This window comes from Stenotrophomonas maltophilia (assembly GCF_013464485.1).
Lineage (GTDB): Bacteria > Pseudomonadota > Gammaproteobacteria > Xanthomonadales > Xanthomonadaceae > Stenotrophomonas > Stenotrophomonas maltophilia_AW.
Genome location: NZ_RAUX01000048.1, coordinates 1 through 26,688, shown reverse-complemented (window position 1 = coordinate 26,688; position 26,688 = coordinate 1). Strand labels below are relative to the sequence as shown.

The 26,688-nt window shown below is 57.6% G+C and carries 13 protein-coding genes; 8 read left to right on the top strand and 5 right to left on the bottom strand.

Annotation, left to right across the window (positions count from 1 at the left end; all coding sequences use genetic code 11):
* The first annotated feature begins 131 nt into the window (after window positions 1-131).
* The 5 genes from D7Y61_RS19330 to D7Y61_RS19310 all read left to right on the top strand — a co-directional run bounded on the left by D7Y61_RS19330 (window position 132) and on the right by D7Y61_RS19310 (window position 10,741).
* Entirely contained in the window at window positions 132-1,553 is a 1,422-nt protein-coding gene (locus tag D7Y61_RS19330; protein WP_180868650.1) for a Wadjet anti-phage system protein JetA family protein, read from the top strand.
* Between the two features lies 1 nt (window position 1,554).
* A complete protein-coding gene (locus D7Y61_RS19325; protein WP_017354467.1) occupies window positions 1,555-2,211 on the top strand; it encodes a DUF4194 domain-containing protein in 657 nt (218 codons plus the stop codon).
* Entirely contained in the window at window positions 2,198-5,617 is a 3,420-nt protein-coding gene (locus tag D7Y61_RS19320; protein WP_158704768.1) for an SbcC/MukB-like Walker B domain-containing protein, read from the top strand. Before D7Y61_RS19325 ends, D7Y61_RS19320 begins: the two co-directional genes overlap by 14 nt.
* The gene (locus tag D7Y61_RS19315) at window positions 5,614-6,825 is read left to right on the top strand and encodes a Wadjet anti-phage system protein JetD domain-containing protein (RefSeq protein WP_017354465.1); all 1,212 of its coding nucleotides are present in this window, start codon (window positions 5,614-5,616) and stop codon (window positions 6,823-6,825) included. The genes D7Y61_RS19320 and D7Y61_RS19315 overlap by 4 nt, the downstream gene beginning before the upstream one ends.
* 91 nt (window positions 6,826-6,916) lie before the next feature.
* Complete coding sequence (locus D7Y61_RS19310) at window positions 6,917-10,741, top strand: hypothetical protein (RefSeq protein ID WP_258010429.1); 3,825 nt, start codon at window positions 6,917-6,919, stop codon at window positions 10,739-10,741.
* 804 nt (window positions 10,742-11,545) lie between these two features.
* Here the strand turns inward: D7Y61_RS19310 and D7Y61_RS19305 are convergent.
* The 3 genes from D7Y61_RS19305 to D7Y61_RS19295 all read right to left on the bottom strand — a co-directional run bounded on the left by D7Y61_RS19305 (window position 11,546) and on the right by D7Y61_RS19295 (window position 19,483).
* Window positions 11,546-17,605, bottom strand: coding sequence for an ATP-binding protein (locus D7Y61_RS19305; protein ID WP_180868648.1), 6,060 nt, complete (start codon window positions 17,603-17,605; stop codon window positions 11,546-11,548).
* 312 nt (window positions 17,606-17,917) lie between these two features.
* Window positions 17,918-18,157: a hypothetical protein gene (locus D7Y61_RS19300; RefSeq protein WP_146027648.1), complete on the bottom strand. Its 240-nt coding sequence runs from the start codon at window positions 18,155-18,157 to the stop codon at window positions 17,918-17,920.
* Window positions 18,158-18,346: 189 nt separating this feature from the next.
* The gene (locus D7Y61_RS19295; protein WP_017354461.1) at window positions 18,347-19,483 is read right to left on the bottom strand and encodes a site-specific integrase; all 1,137 of its coding nucleotides are present in this window, start codon (window positions 19,481-19,483) and stop codon (window positions 18,347-18,349) included.
* A 123-nt stretch (window positions 19,484-19,606) separates the two neighbouring features.
* Here D7Y61_RS19295 and D7Y61_RS19290 point away from each other — a divergent pair, with 123 nt between their 5' ends.
* Window positions 19,607-19,891: a hypothetical protein gene (locus D7Y61_RS19290; RefSeq protein WP_017354460.1), complete on the top strand. Its 285-nt coding sequence runs from the start codon at window positions 19,607-19,609 to the stop codon at window positions 19,889-19,891.
* A gap of 1,023 nt (window positions 19,892-20,914) precedes the next feature.
* On the opposite strand, the gene D7Y61_RS19285 is transcribed toward D7Y61_RS19290, so the two are convergent.
* A complete protein-coding gene (locus D7Y61_RS19285) occupies window positions 20,915-21,820 on the bottom strand; it encodes a DNA-binding protein (RefSeq protein ID WP_180868646.1) in 906 nt (301 codons plus the stop codon).
* Between the two features lie 103 nt (window positions 21,821-21,923).
* Here D7Y61_RS19285 and D7Y61_RS19280 point away from each other — a divergent pair, with 103 nt between their 5' ends.
* Window positions 21,924-23,003 (top strand): site-specific integrase, encoded by a 1,080-nt coding sequence (locus D7Y61_RS19280; protein WP_180868645.1) that lies wholly within the window; start codon window positions 21,924-21,926, stop codon window positions 23,001-23,003.
* 69 nt (window positions 23,004-23,072) lie between these two features.
* Window positions 23,073-25,481 (top strand): DUF4238 domain-containing protein, encoded by a 2,409-nt coding sequence (locus D7Y61_RS19275; protein WP_180868643.1) that lies wholly within the window; start codon window positions 23,073-23,075, stop codon window positions 25,479-25,481.
* 55 nt (window positions 25,482-25,536) lie between these two features.
* Here the strand turns inward: D7Y61_RS19275 and D7Y61_RS19270 are convergent, their stop codons facing one another.
* Complete coding sequence (locus D7Y61_RS19270) at window positions 25,537-26,517, bottom strand: hypothetical protein (protein ID WP_180868641.1); 981 nt, start codon at window positions 26,515-26,517, stop codon at window positions 25,537-25,539.
* Window positions 26,518-26,688: the final 171 nt, after the last annotated feature.

Genomic DNA, 26,688 nt, shown 5'->3' with positions numbered 1-26,688 from the left:
GGGGGCGGGGCATGGGGCTGGGCCGGGGTCAGATGACACGCAGCTTAGCATTGATGCTAAGTTAGCGTTTATGATATGTTAGCGTTTATGCTAATGTGAAGTAGATAGCCCAACTTCTGTGGAGTTGCACAGTGTCCAGCTCTCTGTTTGAGGTACTGCCATCGCAACTCTTTCGCCCATTGGCCTCGGCAAATCGGGAGAACTACTGGGGGCTGCTCTTGGGTCTGTACGAAGAATTCTTCGGGCCAGAGGCTGAGGTTCCCCCGGCGACCGGCTGGGAACGGCGGCAGTTGACGCAGTTCATCGAGAACTACCTCGAACACGATGACGCTTGGCAGGCAGAAGAGGGGGTAGGCCAGCTCACTCCGCTCAACATTCGCGCCAACATGTACTTGAGCCATCTCACGGAGAATGGCTGGTTCGAAGAAGAGCAGGTGGGACTCACGCGCACTCTGTCCATGACTGCTGTGGTAAGCCGTTTCCTTGCCACCTTGCAGGTCTTCACAGAAGACACGCCGGCGATGGTGGGCGCGAAGATGCGTTCCATTGAAGACACATTACGTCGGGTGCTTGATCCTGCAAGCAATGTCTACGGTGACGACTTCGTAAACGCCGGCGACAGCGCCCATGCGCTTCTGTCCGGGATTGCCGCCATGAGTCTGAACGTGCGTACCCTGCAGCGCGAGATATTCAAGTCCGCGACCCCCGGGGCGGCTATCCGTCGGTTGTTTGAAGACTACATTTCCAAGCACGTCATGGCTGACTATGCGGACTTGGCTGGCGCCGATCACCCCCTCGCACGAAAGGCGCAGGTGTTGAGCCTAACTCAGGAAATCCATTACGGGGATCATCGGGAACGGATCATCGTGTGGTTGGCCGAGCGACGCTACAAAGGTGATAAAGGCACGGCTGAGGCTGTCTATGAGAAGGCGATCAGGCGATTGAGCAATGTCTATCGTCTGCAAGACTACTTCGATCGCTTGGGCCAGGATCAGCGCCATATCGAGCGTCGCATGCTGGCCATGATCGAGTACCAGCTTCGCGCGCCGGGCCAGCTCGAGAGACGGATCAAAAAGGCTATCGCCGGAGTCAATGCTGCGGAGAACTTCGACGCCTCCATGCCCGTTGGGCCCGGAGCATTGCTTTCCGGTGAACTCCTGTTTCAACCACGCATCGCCCGTCCGCCCATTCCCAGGACCGCGGATTCTCCGCGGCAGATGACAGCCGAGCAGGAGGCGCGGATGAACCTGCACAGGCGTGCGCGTGATGCGCGTACCGCCATGCCAACAGAGGTGAGGGTGTACTTGCAGGGTGTCATGGGAGGAGGTAGGCAGATCCGGGCGTCTCAGCTTCCCATCACCGGTATCAAGCAATTTCGAATGGTGCAGACGCTGTCCACCTACGCACAGGAAGCAATGACAGGCCTCGGAAAGAAGCACCATGAAGGAATTTCAAAGCGACTACCTGGATATCGCTTCCAAAGCGCCGGTGATGAACGAATTGCCGGGCCGTATTTGGACATGCCGGACTTCTACATCACCAAGGTGAAATGACATGGCACGCCACTGGGAAAAGGCGCTTAGCCGCGACACTATGTACGAAGAGCAGGACTACGAGCAGGCGGCCTATCGGCTAGTAACCCATCAGGTCTTGTCCGCCTCTGACCGGGCGACCCGGAAGGATTACGGCATTGTCAGCCGAAATATCAATGACTTTGAGCAGGCAGTTCGTCCCCTTGGCATCGAGCTGTTGCACGACACCAACTACCAGTACATCGTGGCGCGGCCCGTGCACGTACTGACCCAACAGCGAGCCAGCAAGGACGAAACCCTGCTGCTGTTGGTGCTCGCCGGCGTTCATCATCGCGTCCGTTTCGAGGGGCGCGAAGAGCCAAATGGCGAAACTTTCGTCGATTTGCCTGACTTGCAAGAGCACTACGAGAAGGAAACGGGCAGGGACTTTCCCTCGCCTGGGGACTTCCGCTCTTTGATGACCAAGTTCAAGCGCTGGGGGATTGCTGCCTTTGAGGACAAGGACGATGTACGGAATCAGCTCGCGAAGGTTCGCATCCATCCCGCGATCGGAGATCTGCTGCGGAAGGAATACTTGAGCCATCTGGAATCCTTCCGTAAGGAAGTGGCAGGTGAGGGGGATGCGGCTACTTTCGACGCAATGAATGAAGTCACGGAGGATGGCGATGTATCTGCTTGAGAAATTTCACTTGGTACAGTTTTTCCTATTCCGTGCCGAAACCCTGAGCTTTAGCCCTGCAACAGGCATTGTGGCGCCTAACGGATCTGGAAAATCTGCGATTCTGGATGCGATGCAGATCGTCTTGTACGGAGGGGATCAGAATCAAATCGATCTCAATGCGCAGTCAGGGGGGGTATCAGGCACTCGAGGGCGTTCAGTGCGCGAATACTGCCTCGGCTACTATCGCGGTGACGAGCATATTCGTGAGAATGCGACGTCCTATTTGACCATGGTGTTTCGCGACACTGAGGGCGAATTGCCGCCGGTTTCGGTTGGCCTGGCCCTGGGCGCGTCAGTGGGCGACCCAAAGCTGCACGTCTACGGGCGCTATGTGGTCCAAGGGGTTGCGCTCGCGTTAGATGATCATCTTGAAGCGAACGCCGAGGCGGAACTTTTGCCGTTGGCCTGGGGAACGTTCAATAAGCTGATGGAGGACGCAGTCAGTCGCGTGAATGGTAGGCTCGCAGTGCCTCCGTCGGCGGAGAAGCAGGTTGAAGCAATGTTGTTCGCCTTGCGCCCCAAAGGAGGGGGCAGCATCGACCCGAGAGCTTTTCGGCGAGCGATGAAGAATGCGCTTAATCTGCAGAAAGTTCCTGACACCAGCAGCTTTGTTCGAAATTACATTGTCGATGCCTATCCTATCGAGCTCAAGAACTTCCGCTCCCAGCTCGACAATCTGCGCTCGCTTCAAGCCAAGGTTCTGGAAACACTGGACAGGCTTGAGAACGTCAAAAGCTTGATCGCAGCCGGTCATAAGGCTACTCAGACTCGGATGCACGCAGCGACCTATAGGGCGCTGTTGGATGACTATGAGCGTGAACAACACATGGATGCTGTTGATGCGGCACAAACTACGCTGCATGAAGCGCGGGACAGGCATCAGGCAGCGCAGAATGCAGTCGACAGCGCCAAGGCGGAGCATGATCGACTCAACGGCGTGTACATCGAACTAGAGCTTCAATCAGCAGCAGATCCGGCGATCAGTGCCGCCCGTGACCTGGCCAGCGAACGAGAGAGATCACTTAGACCTATCAAAACCAACGTGGCCCAGGCCATTCGCGAGGTGGTGGCGGGCTTCGAGAAGGCCAACCGCGTGAAACCCGATCTCGGAGGCTGGCAGCATCTGGCGATGCCGTGGGTTGAGCTTCTTGATGCGGTTTCCAGTACATCCGTATCCGATGCGCTTGTGCTTGACGTTTCGCAGGCCTCGGCAGCATTGCGCGAGTCCAGCATGCGGGTTGCTCCGATCATCCAGTCGGCACGGCGTCAGCTAGACCATGACGAGCAGAGGCTGTCCAAGCTTGGAAATGAACTTAGGATCGCTAACGAGCAGATCAAACGCATCCAGGAAGGCAAAGCGGAACTCCCGCCGGCCGTCCAAGCAGTTGTGAACATACTTGGAGACAAAGGACTTCTGTGCACGCCCGTCTGCGATTTGGTTACAGTCACAGATGCCGACTGGGCACCCGTAATCGAGGGATTCCTTGGTCGTTCGCGCACTGCCCTGGTTGTCCGTAGCGGCAAGTTTGAGGATGCCTTGTCCGTTTTCAACAAGATTCCGTGGGATACAAAGCCGGATTCAGTACTGTTGGTGAACCCGGTGAAGTCGAAGGCGGATATGGGTGTGGTTCCGCCAATGGGTCTCGCGCACCTGATCGCGGGTGACAATCAAGTGGCGGTGGACTATATCCGTCTTCGACTCGGCCGGCTGGAGCGATTGGAGCGCGTCACCACGGATAGCCCAGAGGGCTTCACCCGTACTGGCGAGCAGGCTGGACGTGCTGATTTCGGCCGTCGACGCCCCTTGTCTGCAACGGAACTGGTGTTGGGACGCCAAGATGCGAGCCATCGCCTGGCGGTGCTTCGGCAGCAGCGCAGCACTTTGGGGCAGAACGCAGCCGAATGCGAGCAGGAGGCGAACCGGTCGCGCCAGTTGGTTGAAGCCCTTGAGAAGTTGGTGGGACTTGAAGGACGTATCCAGGACATTGAAAGATGGCTGAACTCGCACATTCAGGAGCAATCCGCGCTTGATGCAAAGGCGGCGATGCAAGAGATCGCAAGCGCACCTGATCTCCTTGCTCGTCAGCTGCTCATCACAGAGGCAAGGCGAGCTGCCCTGGCAGCACAGTCGAAGCTGGAAGAAAGCAGCAGAGACGTCGGAACTCATGGTGAGGCTTTCCGGCAAGCACAGAGACGGCTAGACGAGCTTGCGGATAGAACCAACGGAATCTGCTCAAAGGCGGCTCTCAGTCGCCGCAATGAATACGTGGGTGATGAGTGGTTCGAAACAAAACGCGATGAGTTTGATGGTTCCGGCCTATCGCTGCATACGATTGTGGCGAAGATTAGTGACGCTACGGTTAGAAGTGGCAATCAGCTGTCTTCCCAGGTGCAGGCCTTGGCAAGTGACATGTCTACATACGCAAACCAATTCGATCCGCAGATGGATATCGCGGTGGGCGACTTGGGTGCCATGTGCGAGACGATGGCTCAGGAGAAGCAACGGCTAGAGGAATCCGAGCTCCATCACTACCAAGTGCTTTCCGCGGAAGCTGCAGAAGCGGCAGAGCAAACGTTCAAGGTGCAGATCGCCGCCCGCCTGAGCGACCACTTCGCCAGCATGCGCAGCACGCTCAATGAGCTGAACAGTACGATGGAGCGCTTGCCGCCATTCTCGAACAACGAGAAGTATCACTTCGTCACCAATCTCAATAAAGATCATGAGTCGCTGTACAAATTCATACTGAAGGTGGCTGGTGCGGGACCGGAGGGGGATATCTTCTCTGGACAGGTGGATGCTCCTCCTGAGTTCAGGGCGATGCTTGAGGGAAAGGATGCAGAGGCCAACAGGCTTCTGGAGGACTATCGCAATTTCTTCAACTTCGAGATTGACGTTCGCAGCAATGGTGTGACGGTGACCGACTTCTCAAAGCGCATGGACAAGGGTTCCGGGGGCGAGCACCGCGCGCCTCTTTTCATCGTTGCTGCAGCGTCGATGGCGCGCGCATTGGGAAAGTTGCGCGGTGATCAAGGCGGCATGTCGCTGATAATTTTCGATGAGTTGGGTGACAAGATTGACTCAGTGAATACCCGTGCCGTCTTTGAGTACCTGAAGGCATTGGGCCTTCAGCCCATCGTCGCGGCACCGGACGATGCCTTGGGTAAGATCAACGAATCGGTGGATACCTACATCGAGATGTACCGTGACGACGATCTTATCTCCATCAAACACGTACGCATTGATGACGATGGTCATGTAATTCTGGATTCCGATAACTGGCGCAAGCATCCCGAGCTTTTCGAGGAGGAGCTCAAGCGTGTTGAAGCAAGTCGAATGCCCCATGGGGAAGGGGTCGTTGCATGACTATAGCCCGGGCCTTCCTTACGTCAATTTTCAATCGCTCCCAGAATGCAGTGAGTCGTGGCAAGGATGAGCGAATAGCTCTCAGGCTGACGGAGTCATCATGCCCAGAGTTCTTCAGCCTGCGCAGCATCGAGGATGCAAGAGCGTTTCGTTCCGAACTTGAACTGGCTGAGCGCTCTGGAGCCATCGAAATCAAGGCCAAGGTGATGGTGCAGCCGCCTCTAGATGTTGCGGGCGTTGCCGTACTGAACCTCGCAAAGCTGGCGAACTTCTTGGGCGCACGACTTCGTCGTGATTCCGTATCAGAGGCCCGTTCCATGCTGGACACTCACACCGGCCTTTTCCCCGTACTGACCGAGGTCATTGAGCGCTGGTCGCTGGGCCATAAGGTTCGCGGGCAAGAGGCTACCGATGCTTCTGTAGCGCAAATACTGGATGCAATCAGACTCATTTCAGCAAGGCGAGGTGTCGTCAGGGACGAACTGTTGCGCCGGGTTTCGGCCATGATGTTTGGTGACAGCAAGCGAGTGGAGGGCATCGTGAAATGGATCGATTTGCTTTGGTTCAACTCTATTGCACCATCTGGACTTGATAGTAGCGAGGTCTTCTCGGCCATAGGCCTGCACAAGGAACCATTGCCCGTACTGATCTCAGGTCCGCTTACGGTTGTTACGTCGACTACGGTGGTGGGAGTGGTTCATCCATATCTCGGCTTCGCTCCTGCCCACATCACTGGATTCGTGCCGAATCCAGCCGTGTTGAGTTGGCGTGTTCTCACCATAGAGAATCGACAGACATTCCATGAGTTTGCTGAAGCTGCATCTGATCAAGTCGGCCTCGTGCTGCTCTATACCGGTGGTATGCCGTCCCCATCCTGGAGACAGGTCTACATGCTGATCTTGAAATCACTTCCTTGCCAGACAACTCAGGCGTTTCATTTCGGCGACTTGGATGAGGGGGGGATGAGAATTGGCGCCGTCATCGCAGGATCTGCCGCCGAGGCGGGGTTCACCCTGAAGCCGTGGTTGATGGATCCCAGGGAGCTCATTGGTCTCGGTTACGCTCTCAAGCCAACGGCTGAATCGGTGTCTAGCGCAATATCTCGAACTTGTCGATCCATCGGGTGGAATGACTTGGCCATTCATGTGGAAACGCATCCGGGGACGCTGGAGCAGGAGGTTCTCCTTCCACAGTTTCCAGGCTCCTAGAATTCTGGGCAGTCTGACCTAGGCGACAAATTGCTTTGCGCCGTCTTTAATGCCTTGATGCGCGTGCCCCGATCATTGCGGGAAGGGAATCATGAGATTTTTTGAACTTGATGCTGTAGATATCACAGCGCTCAGTGCTGGCGATCTGCGTGAATTGGTTGCCCGTCTTTGCGAAGCGGAGGTAATCCAGCAGGGGCGTCGGCCGAAGAGCGTTATGTGGGGAGGTGCGCAGGAGGCACCTGATGGCGGTTTGGATGTCCGTATTGAGGCTATGGACTTGCCGTCCAACGACGGCTTTGTTCCTCGTGGGATCTGCGGTTTCCAGGTCAAGAAGCATGCTATGGGTGCGGCGGCATGCAGGGACGAGATGTTGGAGGGTGGCACCCCAAAGCTCGTACTTGCAGATCTTGCCGATCGAAATGGTGCCTACATTATCGTTAGTGGCAAGGACGATTGTTCAGACAGCATGTTGGCGAGTCGAGTGCGGGCGATGGAGGCGGTCGCGGAGACCCTTCCTGGAAAAGCGTCTCTGCGCGTTGACTTTTATGGTCGAGATCGATTGGCGACTTGGCTACGGCGGCATCCAAGCGTTGCGCTGTGGGTTCGTGCGCGCCTCGGCCGCCCCTTGTCCGGCTGGAGGCCTTTCGGGAGGTGGGCAGCTACTCCCCCAGCCCAGAACGACGCATTCCTTGTTGATGACCACCCCTGCGTGATTGACGCGAACTCGAGCGCAAAGACTCCTATGCCTGTTTCTGAGGGTATACATCTAGCTCGAGAACGGTTGCGCCGCCGCGGTAGTGCGGTGCGCATCACCGGCCTCTCCGGAGTGGGGAAGACGCGATTCGCGCAGGCCCTGTTTGAGGCGAACGTTGGTGAGGAGGCCTTGTCACCAGCTAGCGCAATCTACGCCGACCTGGGTGAGAACTTGACACCGACGGCATCCGAGCTAGTTTCATACATCGTTGCTAACGATCATGCGGTTCAATTGGTGCTGGACAACTGCCCGCCAGACGTGCATCGGCAGTTGCAGAAGCAGGTCTCCGCAAGTAGCGCGATGCTCAGCCTTCTGACAATCGAGTACGACATCTCGGACGATCGTCCTGAGGAAACCGAAGTGATCCACCTCGAGCCGTGCAGCGAGGAGACGGTCTCGATGCTGATCCAGCGGCGGCACCCAGACATCGGGAAGTTGAACGCGGGCAAAATCGCCGAATTTTCCGGCGGCAATTCGCGCATCGCGATCACGCTGGCCAGCCGGGTAGATGCAGATGAGACGTTGACAAACTTCTCCGACGAGGACCTTTTCCATAGGTTGTTCAGTCAACGAAAAGGAGCGTCCAATGAACTTCTGGAATGCGCTGAAGCGCTATCGCTCGTCTATTCCTTCAATGTCTCCTCGTCCGAGTTCAATGATGAGCTTGGCGTCCTAAGTGCCATCGTTGGCCTCGATCGTCGTGGTCTGCATCGGGCTCAGGCTGAGTTGATGCGTCGTCAGCTCGCGCAGAGTCGTGGTGAGTGGAGAGCAGTTCTTCCTCATGCACTTGCCAATCGTTTGGCGAAGCGTGCGCTGGAGAACATCCCTGTCGATGCAATCAATGCCGAGCTGCTAAAGCCAGAGAACCTCCGACTTTTCGTCTCATGTGCGCATCGACTGGGATACCTGCACGATTTCGAGCCTGCGGTTCGGATGGCAAATAGTTGGGTGAGCCCCGGCGGACCGCTGCATGATATTGGATCGTGTAACGAAGGCACGCTGTCTGCATTGCTATACATAGCGCCGGTATTCCCGGAGACCGTGCTGCAGCTGATCGAGAACGCCGCAACCAAGCCAGGCTTTGCCTCGCGCGAGAACCGAAACTTCAGGTTGTTCGTGCGCCTGCTGCACCAGCTAGCTTACGACGACGATAAGTTTGATCGTGCTGCGACGGTCATGCTGAAGTTCTCCGAGGGCGAGAAGTCAGGTGAGAACAGGGACAGCATAGTTGGACAGATGCGGCATCTGTTCTCGTTGCACCTGTCAGGTACGCTGGCGCGACCAGAACGGCGGTGTGCGTTTGTCAGCAAGCTACTCGAGTCGGGCACCGAGAGGCATCGCGAGATCGCAGCCGAGCTGTTCCATGCTGCGTTCGAAGCGACGCACTGGACGTCTTTCTCTGCGTTCGACTTCGGTGCACGTAGACGTGATGCTGGCTGGCAGCCGCGAACGCGTGCCGAAGAGCTCGAGTGGTATATCGGCTTCTTGAACTTGCTGCGACCGGTGCTGACATGTGATGACTTGACTCTTCGCGACTGGGCGCGCTCACTTCTGGCAGGTCATTTCCGGGAACTATGGACGTTTGCGGGCTGTTTTGATGATCTCGAGGAGATAGTCAGAAGTCATGCTTCGAAAGGGGAATGGCCGCAGATGTGGGTTTCGGTAAAGAAGACGCTTGGCTTCGATGGCGACTCAGCTCATCCTGATCTACTGGCTCGGCTGGAGTCACTTTCGCGCGTTGCGGCACCATCCGACCTCTATTCTGAGATCGAGGCCTATGTGCTGTCCAATACTTGGGATCACATCGAGAGTAGGGGGGGGCAAGTAGCCTTCAGTGACGAGATGATCAAAGAGAAGGTCATCTCTCTTGGTGAGATGGCCGCAGCAGAGCTAGGTTGCTTAGAGCGATTGGGTCCAGGGCTTTGGTCGGGCGAGTTCGATGCACTGCATCCTTTCGGCATTGGGCTGGCGCAAGGCAGCGTCGACCTAATTGCCACTTATGAGCGTCTTTTGAGCCTGGTGCAACTGCAGGCGCCTGCGAAGCTCAATCCACAGGTGCTTCAAGGCTATATCAGCGCTGCAAACGATATCGACCCCCGCTTGGCCATGGTGATGTTGGAGCGGGTGCTAGATCATCCCTTGTTGCGGACCTTCTTCATCTACCTGCTCAGCGCCATCAAGATTGGCCCATGGGGGTTCAATATGCTGATTGAGTTGGCTCGAGGGGAAGAGTTCGAAGCGTGGCGGTTTGGACAGCTTGCCTATGGCCGCATGCACGAGTCCCTTACCGACAGCGAGCTCGCGGAACTGTTCACCATATTGAACCAGCGCCATGATGGCTTCTACACCACGCTTAGTGTGCTAGAAATGCGATTCTTCGCGGGGAGGGGCGGAAACTACGTGCCGAGTGAAGATCTCCTTTCGACAGGGCGCGACGCCATTCGCGCTCTACTCGGGGGGAAGCGCGGACAGACTGAATTGAATCGCATCCGAGGGACCAAGCGGATCGCCCAGCAGTGCCTATCTGAGTCTGCTCCAGAACAGGAAGTCGAGGAGATCGTGAGGTTGCTTTGCGAAGGGTTGGATGATCTTAGAATTCGCAGCTCTGATTTCGAAGTCCTCATGACAACGCTATTCCGCAACTTCCCGGAGATTGTCCTTGGAGAGATCTTCACGGGCGACGATAGGGAGCGTCGTTTGATTGATCGCGTTTTCAAGTGTCGTTTCGGAGGTGCTTCGCCGTCACTCAATAGTATGCCGGTGGATCGGTTGATTACCTGGTGTCGAGGTGATCAAGATCGGATCGTGGGTGTTGCCGCAGCGACCTGCGCCTACTCAACTGTAGAGGCAACCGATATACCACTAGAACATCCCAAACGCGTTGTCCTCAGTGCGTCCATCAAAGGCTTGCTGGAAGCCGCAGTGGACAAGCAATGCATCGTCGATGTGATGTTTGCCGGAATCCAGCCCATGAGTTGGTCTAGCTCGTTGGCTGACATCATAGAAATTCGGGCCAAAGCTTTTGCTGAGCTGCTGGAGCATCCATTGGCCGAAGTTAGGAATCTTGTGGCGGAGAGGCTTGAACGGATCGAGCTCACAGTGCGAAGAGAGCGACAGAGGGAGGCGGAAGATCACAGTCGACGGGAACAGCGCTTTGAATGATGCGTATGGGTGAGATGGAGCCGGCTAGTCATCTTGGTGTTGCGCCCCGCATAGATACTCGGTCCTGTTGGCTCATTGTGAATTCGATGTACATAGATGAAAGGACCCTGTGCACACTGATTGGTTCTACGCGGGCACAATCAGCTGTGGCCGAACAGCAACAGGGCGGCAACTCAGGCGGGACTGTCACTTAAGCAGCTTGGGACCCAGTAAGTCCTTGGTAGCAGGTCGCCGAAGAACCGCCGGATGAACGCTGTTCTTCGGCGTATCCCTGTGGTGACAGACGGCGCTTTGCGTGGTCCAGCCGATATGGGGCCAGCTGGCATCGCCAGGTGAGCCGCTCCAGGTTGTGACGCCTAACATGGCCCAGTCGGATCTGCTGGGCCGTGGGCGTATGCAGGCCGGCTACCTCAACGGGCAGCGGGGCAGCGTGGGTGCAGGCTGCGCTCAAAGATCTAGGAGAGATCTGGACCAATGGTGTCACTTCGACTAGCGCCAAGATTCGACTCTGCCTCTTTTCCAGGCTCCGCGCGAATCCTGGGAGTGACCGGCTAGAAGATATTGAAGTCTCTCCCGATTTATCCGATGCGCCCAGGAAGGATGGGCTTTAGGTTCAGCCTTGGCTCCAACAGCGATGGACCGAAGCAGGCTCAAGGCCAAACATGGATTCGGGGTGTCTATCGTGGTAGGGCAATGGCTGCTTCCGACGCATAGCGGTCGTTCCAGTTCTTACGCCAGAAGGGCTGCGTCAGCGATAACAGCCTGTAGTTTAGCGTCTAGGATCGAAGCGGAGTATGGATGGCCTTAGACCGAGTATCCGCCCTTCGCCGTTCTTAGGAGAGTTTGCCCGCAATTACTCGGCTGCTCTATATGCCTGCTTGCGAACACATTAACGGCTAAGGACTCTTTCCCATAAGCGGCGGTGAGTTGTTCCAGGCCAGCCGGCGTCACAACGAGGTAGCAACCCTCGCCCCACAGAGAATCCGCATCGATTCCAACCGGGCCAGCGTCACGCCACCAGTGAAGCTCTGCGACCACCGTTCCGCTCGCATCGAAGAATACGCTCGGTGTCTCGTCATGAGCGCGCCAGCGAAGCCCCTCAACCCAGTTTGGGCATAATGCAAACGGATTGGCCGCTGTGTCAAAGCCCATGTCCACGGAGCAGACAACTCGCCTTACCAGCGTTGGTGCCAGATCATTGTCGAGTGGGACGTACTGGCCTAGCCAAACAGCGATGGGCAGCTTGGCGTAACAATCGTCGAACTCTTCACTATCAGTCTCTGCCCAAGGTGCTCTAAAGCGGTAGAAGCGGTGCTCTGACAGTCGTGCCTTGTGGATATGGAAGCGAGACACCTCGGCCACGACTTGGCCGTCGCAGTGCGCCAGGAAAGGGGCAACATCGCCGTCAACCTCGTCAATCCACTTCTGCTCTCGCTCGGACCAACCGGCACTTCGGTCAATCAGCGGCCTTCGAATCCACTCGGGACGAACTCGCGGGAGCATCAATGGCCGAGGCGGAAGCGGGTAGCCCAATCTCTCCAACAGCATCGGACTGTCCCGGCTCTCCAACTTGCCGGCCAGGCGCAGCTCCCCTGCGACGTGGCGAAGGGCAGCAATGGCGATGTAGGCGTGTGGCTTCATGTAAGTGATCTGCATATCAAGGACACGAAGCTGAGCCTCAAGCTCTTTGACACCAGAGGGCCCGAAGGCCTCAAGTCCACCCCAATCCTGGATGAACATCGCCGCGCGACGGCGAACTGTCATCTCCTCGATGTCTGCCGCCTTTGCAATGTGACGTGCCGTCGAGCGCAACATACGAGTCCAGCCAAGCGGCGATTCGACGCGCATTGCACCAGTTCTCTCGTCCGTGAATGCCTGGTCGCTCTCTGGCAGGTCACTGAATTCGAGGAGATAGAAGAGCGGCAGTGGCGTCGCGTCAAAAGAGACAGCCAGCCCCCACCGATGCGACAAGAGCGTGGCTGACTCGGCTACTGCAATGTCACGGTGACTGACCATTGCAGCTACGGCGCGGCCCAATACGGGCTCGAGGTTCGCGCTGTCGGCAGCGAGCAGCGTTCCGAGTGCCTGCAAGGGGGCGTCCAAGTCACCGTCCATAAGTCGCCGGATAAGGGATGTGAACAAAGATTGACCCTGTCCGACTTGCCTTGCCAAGCTCAGGGCGCAATTGCGCGCGTGCCGCTGAACCTCTGCAATGGGAAGTCGATAGGCAAAGTGCAGCAACTCCTCCAAAAGGTCCGTGTCGCTGAGTGGTAGCTCGCTCGACTGGAAGGGTCGCCCCAACTGGAACTCGCGAGTGCAGGTCATCTGCTCCTCAATCAGCGACCAGATAGCCGGCCAATCTGGCGTCAAGCTGATGACCGGCAGTATCGAATCCAGCTCTGTGAGCAGTGCCTGGGTATTCTCCTGGCCCGTTGTCACTGAATCGACTATGTTCTCGAAGGCCGCAGGGCATGTGGATGATCCGTGCAGAAGCTTCTTCGCCTTAAAGTAGAAGAACTTGCCGCCACCCATCCCTTGGCTCCAGGAACTCCAGGGGTCGTTGCTTGTCTCGTAGCCTTGCATAAGCTTCTTGGCGTAATCGACCTCATCGGCTGCAGCAAACCGCGTCACCATCAGGAAACGGCAGCGTGCGTTGTCCTGCAATACCTGCCAGCGCTCAAAGACCCTTCGCGCCAGATGAATCGGAGCTGTGTCTGCCAGCTCTTCGAAACGGTCCGGGGCGTTGTGGTTCAGCTCGTCGCTATCTGCTTCAAACGCGAGTTCAAGATCCGCGAGAGTAGCTTCCGAGGCGTACTTGTTAGACGTATACGAGTGTCGAGGCTCCGGCGCTTCTGGCGTCCACCGGGCGATGGCGGCTTCGAGCTCAGGCGACGAGAATCCATGCTTTCCGGAAGCCTTGTGAATGCGCTGGAGCAGCGTGATTCTCTCGTGCGCTCTGCTGGCTACCTCGACCGCCCCAAGCAGCATCAGAGCGAGCGGTTCAATCTGGTCAGGGCCGGCTGCGTCCGCGGAGGCGTCGATGAAGTCACCAACATGGGACGGATCCCGGTAGTGCGGTTCCATATAGAATGGCAGGCAGAGACCGCACCAGACGGTCGCGCATGCCAAGACGAGTTCAGGGTTTCGCCTGACCATCCCCGTCATGAGCAGGTCGACACGATTCGGCCAGCCGATTAGATGCCAATCCGCCAGTGTCTTTGACACCTCGAAGCCGAAGCGAGGTCCAACCTGCATCGCTTCCTTAATCAGTGCCATGGTAAGGCGACGCGCGGCCGACGACCCTTCCGTTTTGGTCATGCCACCGACCTGACGCATCAGGTCTGAGACCCGCTTGACACGGTTTTCCGGGTCAGCCGCGTTCGCGAGAGCTAGAGTGTTTCGCCAGATCGCGTACTGCGGGTCTTTCTTGGGAGCCAAGGCATAGCCAAGGCATTGCTCAGGAACCGTCGCCAGCAACTGATTCGCCCGCTCTAACTCCCCGACCGCAGCCAACCCGATGGCTAGATTCGCTAGCCCGTCGATCTGCTCGCTTGGTGTACTTTCTTTAAGCTCCGCCACGAGGGCATTAAGCCGATCCGCCGCCGCCGCACGATCACCGTCAACGCGATATGCATCGACAGCCAATCTGCGTCGCAGGTAAGCAGTTCCCTTCGACGCCGATGAAGCGATGGCTGAGTCAACCTCCCGAAGTACCGCGCGATACTCAGTCTCACCGCGCTCGGCGCCGAGCCTCAGCAGCGCTTGCACGAGCGTGGGGATCGCTTTCAAAGACTGCTGGATACGGTATGACTCGCTGCCGCCTTCTGATGCGAGACGTAGGACATACCCAAGGGACGTGCGGGCTATGCCTTGGATGCCGCCTGCCGATAAGGACCCGTTGACGCCGGCAGCGCGAGCTAGAAGCACACCTATCGTCGAAGCGTGCTGTTGGAGTGGATGAAGGAAGGTGTGCTTCGACGGTGTCACGCTTGGCAGTGGCCTCTTGAGCAGCGTGCAAAGCCTCGCGTGATGCATCACTGCGCCGACCAGATTGCCCAGCCCAGCCAGGTCCGTCTTGTCGTCGCACATGGAGATCATCGGTGCGACCAGCTTGTCGAACAGGGCCTCGGCTAGGTCACGACGGCCAGCTTCGAATGCGATCAGCGCCATCCGTTGACGGTAGCCGTTTGGTACCTCCCCGAACCGGGGAAGAGCGACGGCACTATCAAACAGCGCAAGCGCTTGCCCAACGTCGCCACGTCGACTGGCCGCAAGCCCTGCGTGAACCATCACCGACGGCTTATCTTCGTTGGCTACTCCGAGCTTGCTACATAGTTCTTGAGGATCGGAGCCAACCTTCTGACCTAGCATCGCCTTTGCGGCTTCCCTCCTAAGATGCAGCCGCAGCGCTACGGCAGATTGCGGATCCACCGTTTCCGGCTCCCTTAGACCCTCTGCGGCGAGATGATCAATCGCTATCTGGATCTGCTCGGTGTCTCGGAAGTGGACGGCGCGCATTGCCCATCTTTCGAATTCCTTGATGTTGTGCTGGTGCCCGTAGTTTCTGAACTTGGGCGTATGGAGCTGCGATAGTGGTTCGAGGCTTTCAAACAGCTCCTTCGCGCGGTCGAAGTCGCCTCGCGCTAGTAGGGCGTCGACGACCTCGTAGCCCTGGCTGGGGAAGTCCTGCACGAGGGAGACAGCTGCTTCAATGTTCCCCACCGCCAGCATAGCCAGCGGGAGTTGGTTGGCGTACTCAAGGGCTGATTTGCGCCGATCCACTTCGTCACGACACAGCAGCAGTCGTGTAAAGGCGGTCGCGTCGTGCGTTTCACGCACTGCCAGCAGGGCGAGGCGGATGTCGGCGTGAATCTCGGCGATAGAACGCCCGTCAGCCAGCTGCTGCCTGAAGCGAGCGGGCATCGCCAATGCCAGTACATCGGCACCGTCGCCGGCACGCGCGCGGTAGCGCAGCTCAAGCCAGTACTGTGCCGATTCAGGTGGCGCGCTCTTCGCCAACTGGGCAAGGTTGCGGTATACGCGCTGCGAGTATTCAGCGTCGACGCTCCCGAGGCGGGTTCGCGGTTGAGCGATGACGAACAGCCTAAAGCTGTTGTGGAAGACGCTCCATCCCCGGGATGAACTGCGGAGCAGGTGCTGCGCAATGACCAGGGCGCGTTCAATCGAGGACTCCTTGACCATCGTGGCCAGCAGTCGCAGGTCCATGGGTGCCTCAGCCCGAGCGATGAAGCCCAGCACATCCATGGCATCGACATCGTTTGCGATCTCGCGCCAAGCAGCTGAATATACAGTCTCAATATCGCCGTCGAACGGCATCCCGCCGCTAAGAAGGTGCTTGCGACCAGCTTCGTCAGCGTGCAGCAGTGCCTGAATCAAGTAGCGCGTTGCCAGCGGGTGGCCATGCGTGAGATTGCTGAGATCCAATCTTGGAATCTCGGCAGGCAAGCCTAGCGCATCCGCCATCCAGGTGAGTTCCTCGCGACCGAGAGGCCCCATGAGAACCTGTCGCTCGCTCTTCTCCGCTTGCGCTCTTACGGCGGGCTTCAGATTAGCGAGATCCAACCGTTGCGTGCCGAGCACGAACACGACCCCATTTGGGATTGCCGCGGGAAGAGGCAGCTCTCCCAGAAACGAATTGGTCGGCCGTTCTTCGCGTGGCACATGGTCTAGCCCGTCGACAACGATGATTGTACGGATCCCTTCGCGAGTGAAGCGCTCACCAGCCTGCCGTAGCAGGACGCCGAACTGTTCGCGGCGCTCAGATAGCGAGTCATCGCGAAGACGAAGCCCAACTAAACCGCTGTTCCGCAGCTGCGTACCTACGTCGGTCAGGAAGTTGTCGGCCTCCCCACGACCCACGCCTTGAGCCGCGCCCGGCACGTACGCTAAGTAACGAACGAGCCGGACACTTGCTTCAGTGGCCAGCGCAACCTGCAGGAGAGTGGATTTTCCGGAGCCAGGTGGTCCTATGAGTGAGACGTAGCCGTGATTGGAGGCATGAAGCGCTGCTAGTAGCTTGACCTCAGTGTCCCGATTGCGCTGGACATAGGCGCCGACCGGGAACCGATGGATGAGCAAAGTCTTGGCGGGATCGCGCCATCCAAGCTCATGAAGCAGCTCGTCACGCGTCCACCTGTCCTTGTCGCGTTCATCGGCGACTAGCTTGGGCAGCACGCTGGCAATCTCGCATGCCTGTCTCGCCTGCTCCGCATTCAGCTTGTGCGACTGGATGAAGTTCGCTGCAGCTCCGCACACCACGCGCAGGGCATGCATGAACTGTTCGAAGTCGTCATCATTTAAGCCGGCTTCGCGGCGCAGGTGGTCGATCAGTCGGCTCCATCCTCGCGCGGACCAATCCGACAGCGACCGATTTGGATGCTGTTGGAACTCCTCGAGAAATGCAGCGCTGTGCCGTAGCCTGCCGTCGCCTGGCTTGTCGGTAACCGATGGAAAGTCGTTGACGACCAAGTGAATCTCGACGCGACTTCCTGGGTTGTCCTTGGACAGGCACTGCCAAGCTTGAACTAGGGGCTTCAAGAGACCATTGGCACCAGTAAACAGCGTCTCAACAGTGAAAGTGCCTGGGAACTTGGACGTCTTGAACTGGTGACCGACCACCAATCCATCGAATCCTAGTACCAGGTCGTCCGCAATGCCCGCGTTGCGGTCAGCGACGCCAATCCAAAGCAGCTCGTCGCGCTCAAGCGCGGCATAGATGGCAGCGCCCGCGCGCTCGTACTGGCCGACGTATCCACGAAGCGCTCGGCGTTCGCCCTCCGCCGGTGCCGTTGCGGGAGCTGTAGCAGCGGATGGCTGCGAATTTTTGGGCGCTTTCGAGGCCATAAATATGGATTGGGTAGTGGGTGCGAACCTGAGAAAAGGGAGCCGCTCCAGCATAACCCGGGGGCGTCGAGCACCAGCGGGTATGCCGTCGCCGCATCGAGCGGCATTGTGAATCGAAGTATATCCGTCGTCGATCACATCGGTCACTCGCACGGACGCGAGAACGGCTGTTCAGCCCATGGCTGACATTTGTCCGTAGGAGCTGATCGGACGCATGTGGCCGCAGGCGGACATCAACGGAACAAAGGGGGGGGCAGGGGGAATTATCGGGGGTGAAGCATGGCAGCTGTCGGCCCGAAACGGAGGCTCGACTTACACCTTCCAGACTTTGCTAATCACGGGCACATCAGCTTTATCGAGTCTAGGGAGATAGGCAATCAGTTTGTAGCCGCCAGGTCGAAAGTGGTCGAGACGAAGCTCCGCTTCTGCTTGCAATCTGGTGCCGTCCGGACCTTCGACCATGACCGCATAAACGGGATTCTTCTTGCCATGCGAGAGCGGCAAATCGGACGGCAGGGTCGAGTGGCCATTGCCTTTCGCACCGCCAAGCATCGCAGGATCTTTGGTGTAGCCGCGCGCGATTTACTGGAGACGGCCGACTCAAGCATCGGGCACAGATCACCCGATCTCCGTGACGTGAGGGCCGACTGCGACGGGAGATCATCAGAGACCGACAGTGATAGATCGCAGCGAAGCCGCGACGATCAAAGGATACTTCTACTAGTTTGACCGCACGATTGCCTAGGACTCAGCGCTCGTCGTGTCTCCATACCGCCCTATGGGGCGCTCGGCACTTGACCTTGCGGCAGCTTCCAGCATTCGAGCCGCCGGATTCGTTTCGGCCGCACCGGCCTGATAGTAGCCGATGACACTGACCACCGATCGGTGATCGGTCATTGCCATAATGGCTGGCAGGGCAATTCCTTGCCTAGCACCTTCCGTTACGAAACCCGATCGTAGGCTGTGACCGCCAAAGCTCCCCACCAATCCGGCAGCGCGGGCGCGATTCTGGATGATGGTGGCCACCGACTTGGGTGACAAGCCGGCCCCAACTTTCCCGCGTGTCAATTGGCGGAAGAGGGCACCCTCCTGCAGTCCAGCCGCTTCGATCCAGGTGCGAAGCGCTTCGGCCGGTGGACCTAACAAGGGCTTGTCCGGCGAGCCGCCTGCTTTGACGCCCTCCTGAAGCGTTTTGCCGACGTCCAGGTGGTAGAGGTAGCCGCCGTCGATCGGCGCAAGCTTGCTCAAGACGGCATGGGCCGTCTCGCTCCGACGGCGCCCACCACTGGCGAAGGCGAAGTAGAGCAGGGCACGATCACGTTTCCCAACAAGATCGTCCTCACAGGTCGCAATCATCGCCATCAATTCGGTCGCAGTGATCGCCGTCTTCTTGCTCGGCCGCTCGCCGCGCTTATGTGCGGCGCGACGGCCCTTGGCCAGCAGCTGCCGAACCTCGCTGCTTTCGCAGGGATTGGCCAGCTTGAGCAATTGATGGGCGCTGGAGAGAACCGCAACGCGGTGGACGATGGTCGACAGCTTGAGCGGTCCTTGGCGCTGCTTGAATTTGCCTTCCACCAAAAGCGCATCCAGTGTCGGCGGCAGCTCCCAGGTCAGGGCATCGCCTGAGCGCCGGGCCAGATGATCGATGATGAACTGGATCACGCAAGACGCGTCGACCGGCATGGCGATGACCGCTCCGTAGCGGCCTTGGTACCAGGCCGCCCAGTAGCGCAAGGCGGTGGCGTAACTGCGCGTGGTGTTGGCCGAGGCCGCTTCGGCGAAGACTTCGCGCACCGCGTCCGCCGAGGACTGCGAGAGCTGCGCCACAGTCGGATTGGCAGGAGCCGCGGTGGTCAGAGCTGGAAGAAGGTCGCTCATAAGTGGTTGAAAGTAGGGATTAAAAATAGCCTGAGTTCCGATAAATATATCTTATCGGAACCGTATATGTCGCACTTACTAAGATCACGGAGACACGTTCGGTGTCAGTCTCGAAGGATCGAAATGGCCGTCTATGTTGTCACCTGGAATTTGAACCGAGAAGCCAACTACGACGCAAAGAGGACTGCGTTCCTCAAGCACCTGGAGCGCTACCAGAACGTAGCAGATCCTGATCTGGAGTCGGTCCGCTGGGTGTCCGGGGATATGAGCGCTCACGATCTATCTGCCGATCTTCAACAGAAGCTCGATAAGAATGACGGGATTTTTGTATCCCAGCTTGTCCGTGGCGAGTACCAAGGCTACCTCAGCAAGGCGACATGGGAATGGATCAGTCAGCGCCTTGACTGACACCGCCGAAGTCCAAGGGGTTCTGACGTGGTTGGGGCTCGGGGACCGCGACACCGGAGCCAGCAAGTGAATTGTTCGCTTGGACTCTTCAAAATTGGAGGGTCCAAGCCGCTGAGCTAGCTCAGAAATGAAGCCGACGGTCATAGCCGTCTCCCAAATTAGATGCTCTCGAAAGCGCGTGGCTGCAACGCCTTGGCAACATCATTGGAGATGCAACAGATTCGCGACGCACCATTGGTGATGCACCAAGATCACAGCGAGTCATTGGGACTGCACGTAGCTCAGCGCATCAATTGCTACAAGTTGCCGCGCAAGCTGCCCCAAATTCGCAGCGCTCAACATGGGAACGCTGGCCAAGAGTGAGGCCAGGGATCTGAGGACTGGGGAGGCTCTGGCTTCTAGGGTGGCGATCCTGTCCGTAACATAATATACATTATGCGAAATCACGTACCGGTCGAATATGGGCCTTTGTTGGCTCCGTGTGGCAATGGCTGAGCCTCTGGCTCGGCTCTTGCCTCCCGGCCAAGTGACGAAGCAGGTAAATCTGTTACCAAGCGCCAAGTAAAAGTGTTACGTGTTCGAACACGGCGCCGTCGGAACGTGAGCCTTTGCTCATCATCCTACGATCCTATTCCGGCCTGGCATGCCGAGTGCTTCAAGCCAAGATGCAGCCATGCTGCCCGCGCTTGGACGGGCTCAGGCTAAGGATTCTTTCGAAAGAACTTCAAATGCAGCCATCGCGCCCGCACTTGCACTCCGAAGCGTCAGGTACCATGGCATAGACGCTAAGGCTCAACTCCCGAGACTCCCTCAATGAACGACACTGATCGAGAGATCATGCTGGTTGCCATGGTAATCGTCGGATTTGCGGTCTCATTCGTCTGTTGGGCTGCCTGGCTAGCTCGCAGAACGCGACTTGCGCGGAGTCAGCGGACTGGCCTCCGGCGCAAATGAAGCCGGCCCTTTCTTTCGTGTGCCCTGGAAGTTGGCACCCGTGTCAGCTAATAGGAGCGCGGCACAGCGCTATTGTTTTGGGCGTCTGCGAGCCGCAGGCGGACGAACTTCTTTGGATCGCTTGAGCGCCACTTCCAGCTGAGCTGGCAAATCTCGAAGCCCTGAAAGTTGCCCCTCAAGCGCGTCACATTTGCCGCGCAGGATATCGGCAGACTGACTGGCCGTGGCGGCCGCTGATTGGGCGGCCTGGATGTCCTGACGCAGCTGCTTCTCAAGGGCCCTGTGTTGTTCGGATGCCTTGCTTTGCTGCACCTGGAGTTCCTTCACCTCCTGGCGGGCTCGATCCACATCGCTGAGCGCTCGATTCTCGACAGATCTGACGTACTCGGTCCAGTCCTCCCGCTCAGATTTCGCCGTCTCTCGGGCCTCGTGAAGCCGGACGTCGAGTTGCTGTCTCGCTGTCTCGGTTCGGTCGGCTCTTCGACGCTCGAGGTCGCGCTGCTCTGCAAGTTCAGAGATCTGTAGCTGAAGCTGGTCGACCAGGTGCTGCAGCTCTGAAGCTTGGGTCGTTGCAATTCTTTCCCCGGTGATTGCAACGTCACGCTCTGCACGCATTTGCGCCAGCTCTTCAGCCGCAAGTCGGGAACTGGCCTCCAGCGCATCACGCTCGGCAGCCAGGGCCCGCTCGGACGATGCAAGCTCTCGACGGGCGGCCTCCTGGGCATGCTTCAGCGCCAACTCCCACCATTGCCCGGCGAGTTCTACCAACATCGCTGGCGCATCTTCCAAGTCCGGACGCACTGGCTGCAGGCGCGTGCCAAGTCGGTTCCACCATGTTTCCAGCCAGCGGGTCACCGTGTTCGGCGAGCCTGTGCCCAGGTGAGACCGGATCCGCTCTACGGTTGGGCGTTCGCCCTTGGCGACCAACTCGTCGGCGGCGGTATGGACGTCAGTTTCGGTGATGCCGCGGGCCATGCGAAGTCTCCTGTACTGGCACCCTACTCTGCTGATAACGTACTCACGATAAGTGATGATTATCGCGAGTAGATGCCTGATGTCATAGTGTACATTACATAATATGAAGCGAAATTCCAGTCCATCGGCCTTGCCGGCGACGGCCACCCATCTGGTTTTGCCCGAGCAACTGGCCCAGCAGGCCGCCGAAGCGGTGCGCGAATTGCTCGCCGAGGCAGCCGCGGCCAACACCACCCGCAGCTATTCCACCGCTCTGCGCTATTGGGCCGGCTGGCACCAGGGGCGCTATGGCATCGAACTGGCGCTGCCCATTAGCGAGGCTGTGGTGATCCAGTTCCTGGTCGACCACATCCAGCGTAGGAGCAAGGCCGAGCTGGTCAGCGAATTGCCGCTGGCGCTGGATCAGGCGCTGGTCGCCGCTGGGCTCAAGGCCAAGGTCGGGCCGCTCAAGCTCTCAACCGTCGTTCAACGTGTGGCCGTGCTATCGACAGCCCATAAGCTCAAGCGCCTGGCCAACCCGTGCGAGCTGCCCAACGTCCGCACGCTACTGAGCCGGGCCCGGCGTGCCGCAGTCAAACGCGGCGAGCGCCCGACCAAGAAGACCGCGATCACCCGCGCCGAACTGGAGGCCATGCTGGCCACCTGCGATGACAGCCTGGAAGGCCTGCGCGACAGTGCCCTGCTCTGCTTCGGGTTCGCCAGTGGCGGGCGCCGGCGCAGCGAGATTGCAGCTGCGGACATGCGGGACCTTCGCAAGATTGGCGAGGAAGGCTATATCTACCGACTGGAGTACTCCAAGACGCAGCAGGCCGGTGTAACGGCGGATTCGACACCGGACAAGCCGATCTTAGGCCGCAGCGCCGAGGCGCTTGCGGCCTGGCTTGAAGCGGCAGATATTCGTGAGGGAGCGATCTTCCGGCGCATCTGGAAGAATCGGGTTGGGCCCGCCCTCCTCCCCGGCTCGGTGGCCACGATTGTAAAGCGTCGGGCCACCTTGGCTGGACTAGAGGGAGATTTTGGGGCCCATAGCCTAAGGTCGGGGTTCGTTACCGAGGCGGGGAAACAAGGCGTTCCTCTGCCGGCGGTCATGGCGATGACAGAACACCGATCGGTGGTGAGCGTGATTGGGTATTTTCAAGCGGGCGCCGCAGTGGACAATCCTGCGGCGCGGCTACTCAAGTAGCTTGATGGAACACGAAGTTGACTTTCATAGCAGTCCGCCCCCTCCTTTGAGTCGTGTTGGAAGTTTGCCATGAATTCGCAGATCGCCCGTAACAACCACTACGTACCACAATGGTATCAACGAGGATTTCTTCAAAAGGGCCTGTCGACGTTACATGTCCTCGATATGGCACCTAAAGTCCCTACCCAAGCTAGTGGCCTCGCTGCAGCAGTCCGACCAAGATCGATACCGCCTAGTCGCGCGTTCTGCGAGCGCGATCTCTACACGACCCAGTTTGGGGAGGTTCTCAATGATGACATCGAGAAGTACCTTTTTGGATCGATTGACAAGCGAGGCGCCGAAGCGGTGCGGGCGCTTCTCGCAAATGATCCCGCGCGCCTTCATAGCCACTTCGGCGCACTATTTGACTATCTAGATACTCAGAAATTAAGAACGCCCAAAGGCCTCGACTGGATACTATCGCGTTACCGTGACCTCAGTCGAATCGACCTGCTTATCGAGATGCAGCGCCTTCGAGACATGCACTGCAAAATGTGGACGGAGGGTTGCCGTGAAATAGTGTCGGCAGCAGAATCGTCGGTAAAGTTTTTAGTCTCCGATCACCCCGTAACCACGTACCATAGAGAATTTCCTGCGCAGGCGAATTCTGTTAATTATCCGGCGGAGCCGGGCATTGAACTGATCGGAACACAGACGGTATTCGTACTCGACCGCGATAACTGTCTAATCTTGACCAATCTTGAATATGCTGAAGCCCCTGCTACCGTGGACGTGATGTCTCAGCGCACTAATGCGCGATTCCGAGGCCGGAGCATTGTGCGCACCGACGCGTTCATTCGGGGGCGTAATCTCTCTGCAGACGAGGTAGTGTCGATCAATCATTTACTGAAGTCACGTGCTCGTAGATACGTCGCTGCTGGATCCGTTGACTGGCTGACGCCTGAAGTCGACAACGCTCGCAACTGGCGTGAAATAGGGGATGTACTGCTTCCCCGCAACGAGTTATGGCGGTTCGGTGGAGAGATTTATGTCGGGTTTGAGGATGGGACAAGTCAGTATCAAGATGCATTTGGCCGAACGTCCCGTGCGCATGAGTATCTAAGCAAGCCGTCGCCCACATCGAATCCTGCGGACGATGAGTACTGTCCCTGTGGCAACGGGCATGCATTCGGATATTGCTGCAAAATGGCTAACCCACATGATCGTCCTTCTTGGACAAGCTACAGTGTGCGCGAGCGCAACCTTATGCTTTGCGCAGCAGTGAAGGGCATTCTGGGTCTTTCGGAGGGCAAGACTTGGGACGATGTTAGAAGGGAGTTGAGTGATGGCCAAGTCAAGGATATTCATGAGACATTTGAATCTCTTTGGCCGCAAGACACCCTCCTTCGCGAGATATTGCCGCGCCCTCGAGAGGGCGTCCTACGAGCACTGTTCATGGGTCATCTCGATCCCCGTACACTTCCACTCGTGGCAACTTCGTGGCTTGATTACTTCGACGAGCTAGTTCTTCCGAGTCCGTTTGTGAACGCCGCAACGATCAAGCCGGAGTACAGCCCTACCGCCTCTCCATCTAGCTACAAGGATCAAACCCTCCGTAACGTGCTAACGCTTCTGGAGCTAGAGCGGCATATATTTGAAGGGCGAGTACACCTCGTGCCCGACCCATCCGACCTAGATCCTCAGCTTCGGAGGGAGGTTCTTTCGTTTGGAGAAAGTAGGTCTTCTGGTGTCGTTTTCAGCGAGGACGATAAGCGTTTGATGGAGGAGCTGGGTAAGGATGATGTGAGAAGATGGAGGCTCAGAGGGTCAGACGAGCAACTCGCCACAATCGTTCGATCGGCTGTGCCAGGGATCTCTCCCGAAATGATCAAGAAGGCGGTTGAGCAGCTCAAAATGGAGCGCGAGGATGATCCGCTCTCACTTCTGCAGTCAATAGTCCCGGGAGAAGAAGGAGCCCAGCTTTTAGCGGTAAAGTCATTTACATTGGAGATGGGCCTTTACCTTGCCTCGCTTACGGGCTCAATCGTCTACTGTCAGATGGATGCTATGTGGAATATCCTGCACGAGCCAGATGGCGTGCGCCATGTTGTAACGACAGACGAATGGTCCGCGAATGCGGATTTCTTGGAGGGAGTGAAGATCCGCCTCCGAATATCTGACGATTCTCTTGGTTCAGAAGCGTTGGAGCGGATTGCTTCAGTCCGTGATGTGCTAGCGCAGTTTTTGCTTGCTGCGCTGAAAGATTCCCCAGCAGATCTATTCAAGCTGAGCGAGGGACTTTCCTCCCTTCGCGATGAATTACAATCCGATACTGCGCCTCACAAGGCCGGGCACATTAGTGCGCACATAAAAGCGTCCGTCCCAGTTGGTGGCTTCTATCGTAAGGACGTGAACCGCCTGCTTCTGACGTATGGGCTTGCATCCAAAGCCTTGCCCGTTCCAATGGCGCTAAAATTGCAGCTGGCTTCGGTGGAGTAGCAGAGCGTCGCGGCCAATCAAGTAAGCTAAATCCTCTCGGGGGCACTGGGCACCTCTAAGGTGCCGCTTCCCATTTTCCATGAAACTCTCTTACTTCAGCAAAGAATGAAGAGCTGTGGTTCCCATGTAGAATGAAGGCAAATATTCTTGGAAGAGATCTTCGCAAGTGAATAAGGTCATCCCAAAAATTCGGTGAGAATGGGAAGTCGCCGAATCGGTTCCGTGGATGGAAGGCTGCGATGCGCCCTTGGTAGAACTCTTCGAAGTACTTGTATGAGGCGTCGGGAGGATCAAAGTCAAAGTGTGAGTCGAAGGTGTCGTGCATCCACCGAGCTGCATCGTTGGCAGATGGATTGGCGTTGCCGCGCTCCCTCAGGTGTTGCAGGACCAGCTGAAATGAGCACTCCAGTGCTACGTATAGGCTCATCAGAGCTTCTGCGCCAAATTCTGAGTGCCTCGACAGCATGTCGCTCTTGATTAGCGCAGAAAGGCCTCTCAATAGAACGAAGTCCGTTGGGCGCATGCGCTCCCATGTGCTTTCCAGGCGTTCCAGCTCAAGTTTCGCGGCGTCAAAGAGCGGGATCTCCTGCTTACCTCGTTGGGAGAATTTGTCAATAAAATGCGATCGCGCTGGCCACCGATTTGTATCTTTAAGTAGATCAACGATTGAATGTCGATTTTGCGAACTGCGGAGATCGACAGTTGCCGGGTTGAGCAAGAACGTCGGCTCTTGGAGTGGGTACAGCAAGGGAGTTGCCTCACCCTGCTTTTCGCAGAGCACCATGCTTCCCATAAAGCGGATCTCCTCGGGGAATGGCCAGCCGAACTCGTCAAAGCTTGATTCCTCAAAGTAGTGAGTCCAGCTAAAGCCTTTCGTCACAAGCGTGGCAATGTCCTCGTCTGCGTGGAAGAAGCCCTGCGGAAGGGCCAGATGCCCGCGGGGATACATGCCTTTGGCAGAGAAGAGCCGCACTCGAATGACTTCATCGTCCCGAAGGCGGTACCAGTTCTGCTCCTCATTGAATGATGGCCTCATGCTGTATCGCTCACGTTACACTCCGAGAGGGCTGATGCGCAGGTGGCACCATGGTGCTGCCAAGAGGCGCGTCCACGTGGCAGTTCATTCTTACCGACGTCCCCCCGCTTTCAGTAGCGGAGCTGTTTGGAGCCCGGCTTTATCGTAGCGGTTTCACCGCCAGCTGTTGGG

Excerpts from the sequence above, each read along its gene's own strand:
- D7Y61_RS19290 (WP_017354460.1), top strand. The coding sequence starts at position 19,607 with ATGGCCGTCTATGTTGTCACCTGGAATTTGAACCGAGAAGCCAACTAC.
- D7Y61_RS19280 (WP_180868645.1), top strand. The coding sequence starts at position 21,924 with ATGAAGCGAAATTCCAGTCCATCGGCCTTGCCGGCGACGGCCACCCAT.
- D7Y61_RS19325 (WP_017354467.1), top strand. The coding sequence starts at position 1,555 with ATGGCACGCCACTGGGAAAAGGCGCTTAGCCGCGACACTATGTACGAA.
- D7Y61_RS19310 (WP_258010429.1), top strand. The coding sequence starts at position 6,917 with ATGAGATTTTTTGAACTTGATGCTGTAGATATCACAGCGCTCAGTGCT.
- D7Y61_RS19285 (WP_180868646.1), bottom strand. The coding sequence starts at position 21,820 with ATGGCCCGCGGCATCACCGAAACTGACGTCCATACCGCCGCCGACGAG.
- D7Y61_RS19295 (WP_017354461.1), bottom strand. The coding sequence starts at position 19,483 with ATGAGCGACCTTCTTCCAGCTCTGACCACCGCGGCTCCTGCCAATCCG.
- D7Y61_RS19320 (WP_158704768.1), top strand. The coding sequence starts at position 2,198 with ATGTATCTGCTTGAGAAATTTCACTTGGTACAGTTTTTCCTATTCCGT.
- D7Y61_RS19300 (WP_146027648.1), bottom strand. The coding sequence starts at position 18,157 with ATGCTTGGCGGTGCGAAAGGCAATGGCCACTCGACCCTGCCGTCCGAT.
- D7Y61_RS19275 (WP_180868643.1), top strand. The coding sequence starts at position 23,073 with ATGAATTCGCAGATCGCCCGTAACAACCACTACGTACCACAATGGTAT.
- D7Y61_RS19315 (WP_017354465.1), top strand. The coding sequence starts at position 5,614 with ATGACTATAGCCCGGGCCTTCCTTACGTCAATTTTCAATCGCTCCCAG.
- D7Y61_RS19305 (WP_180868648.1), bottom strand. The coding sequence starts at position 17,605 with ATGGCCTCGAAAGCGCCCAAAAATTCGCAGCCATCCGCTGCTACAGCT.
- D7Y61_RS19270 (WP_180868641.1), bottom strand. The coding sequence starts at position 26,517 with ATGAGGCCATCATTCAATGAGGAGCAGAACTGGTACCGCCTTCGGGAC.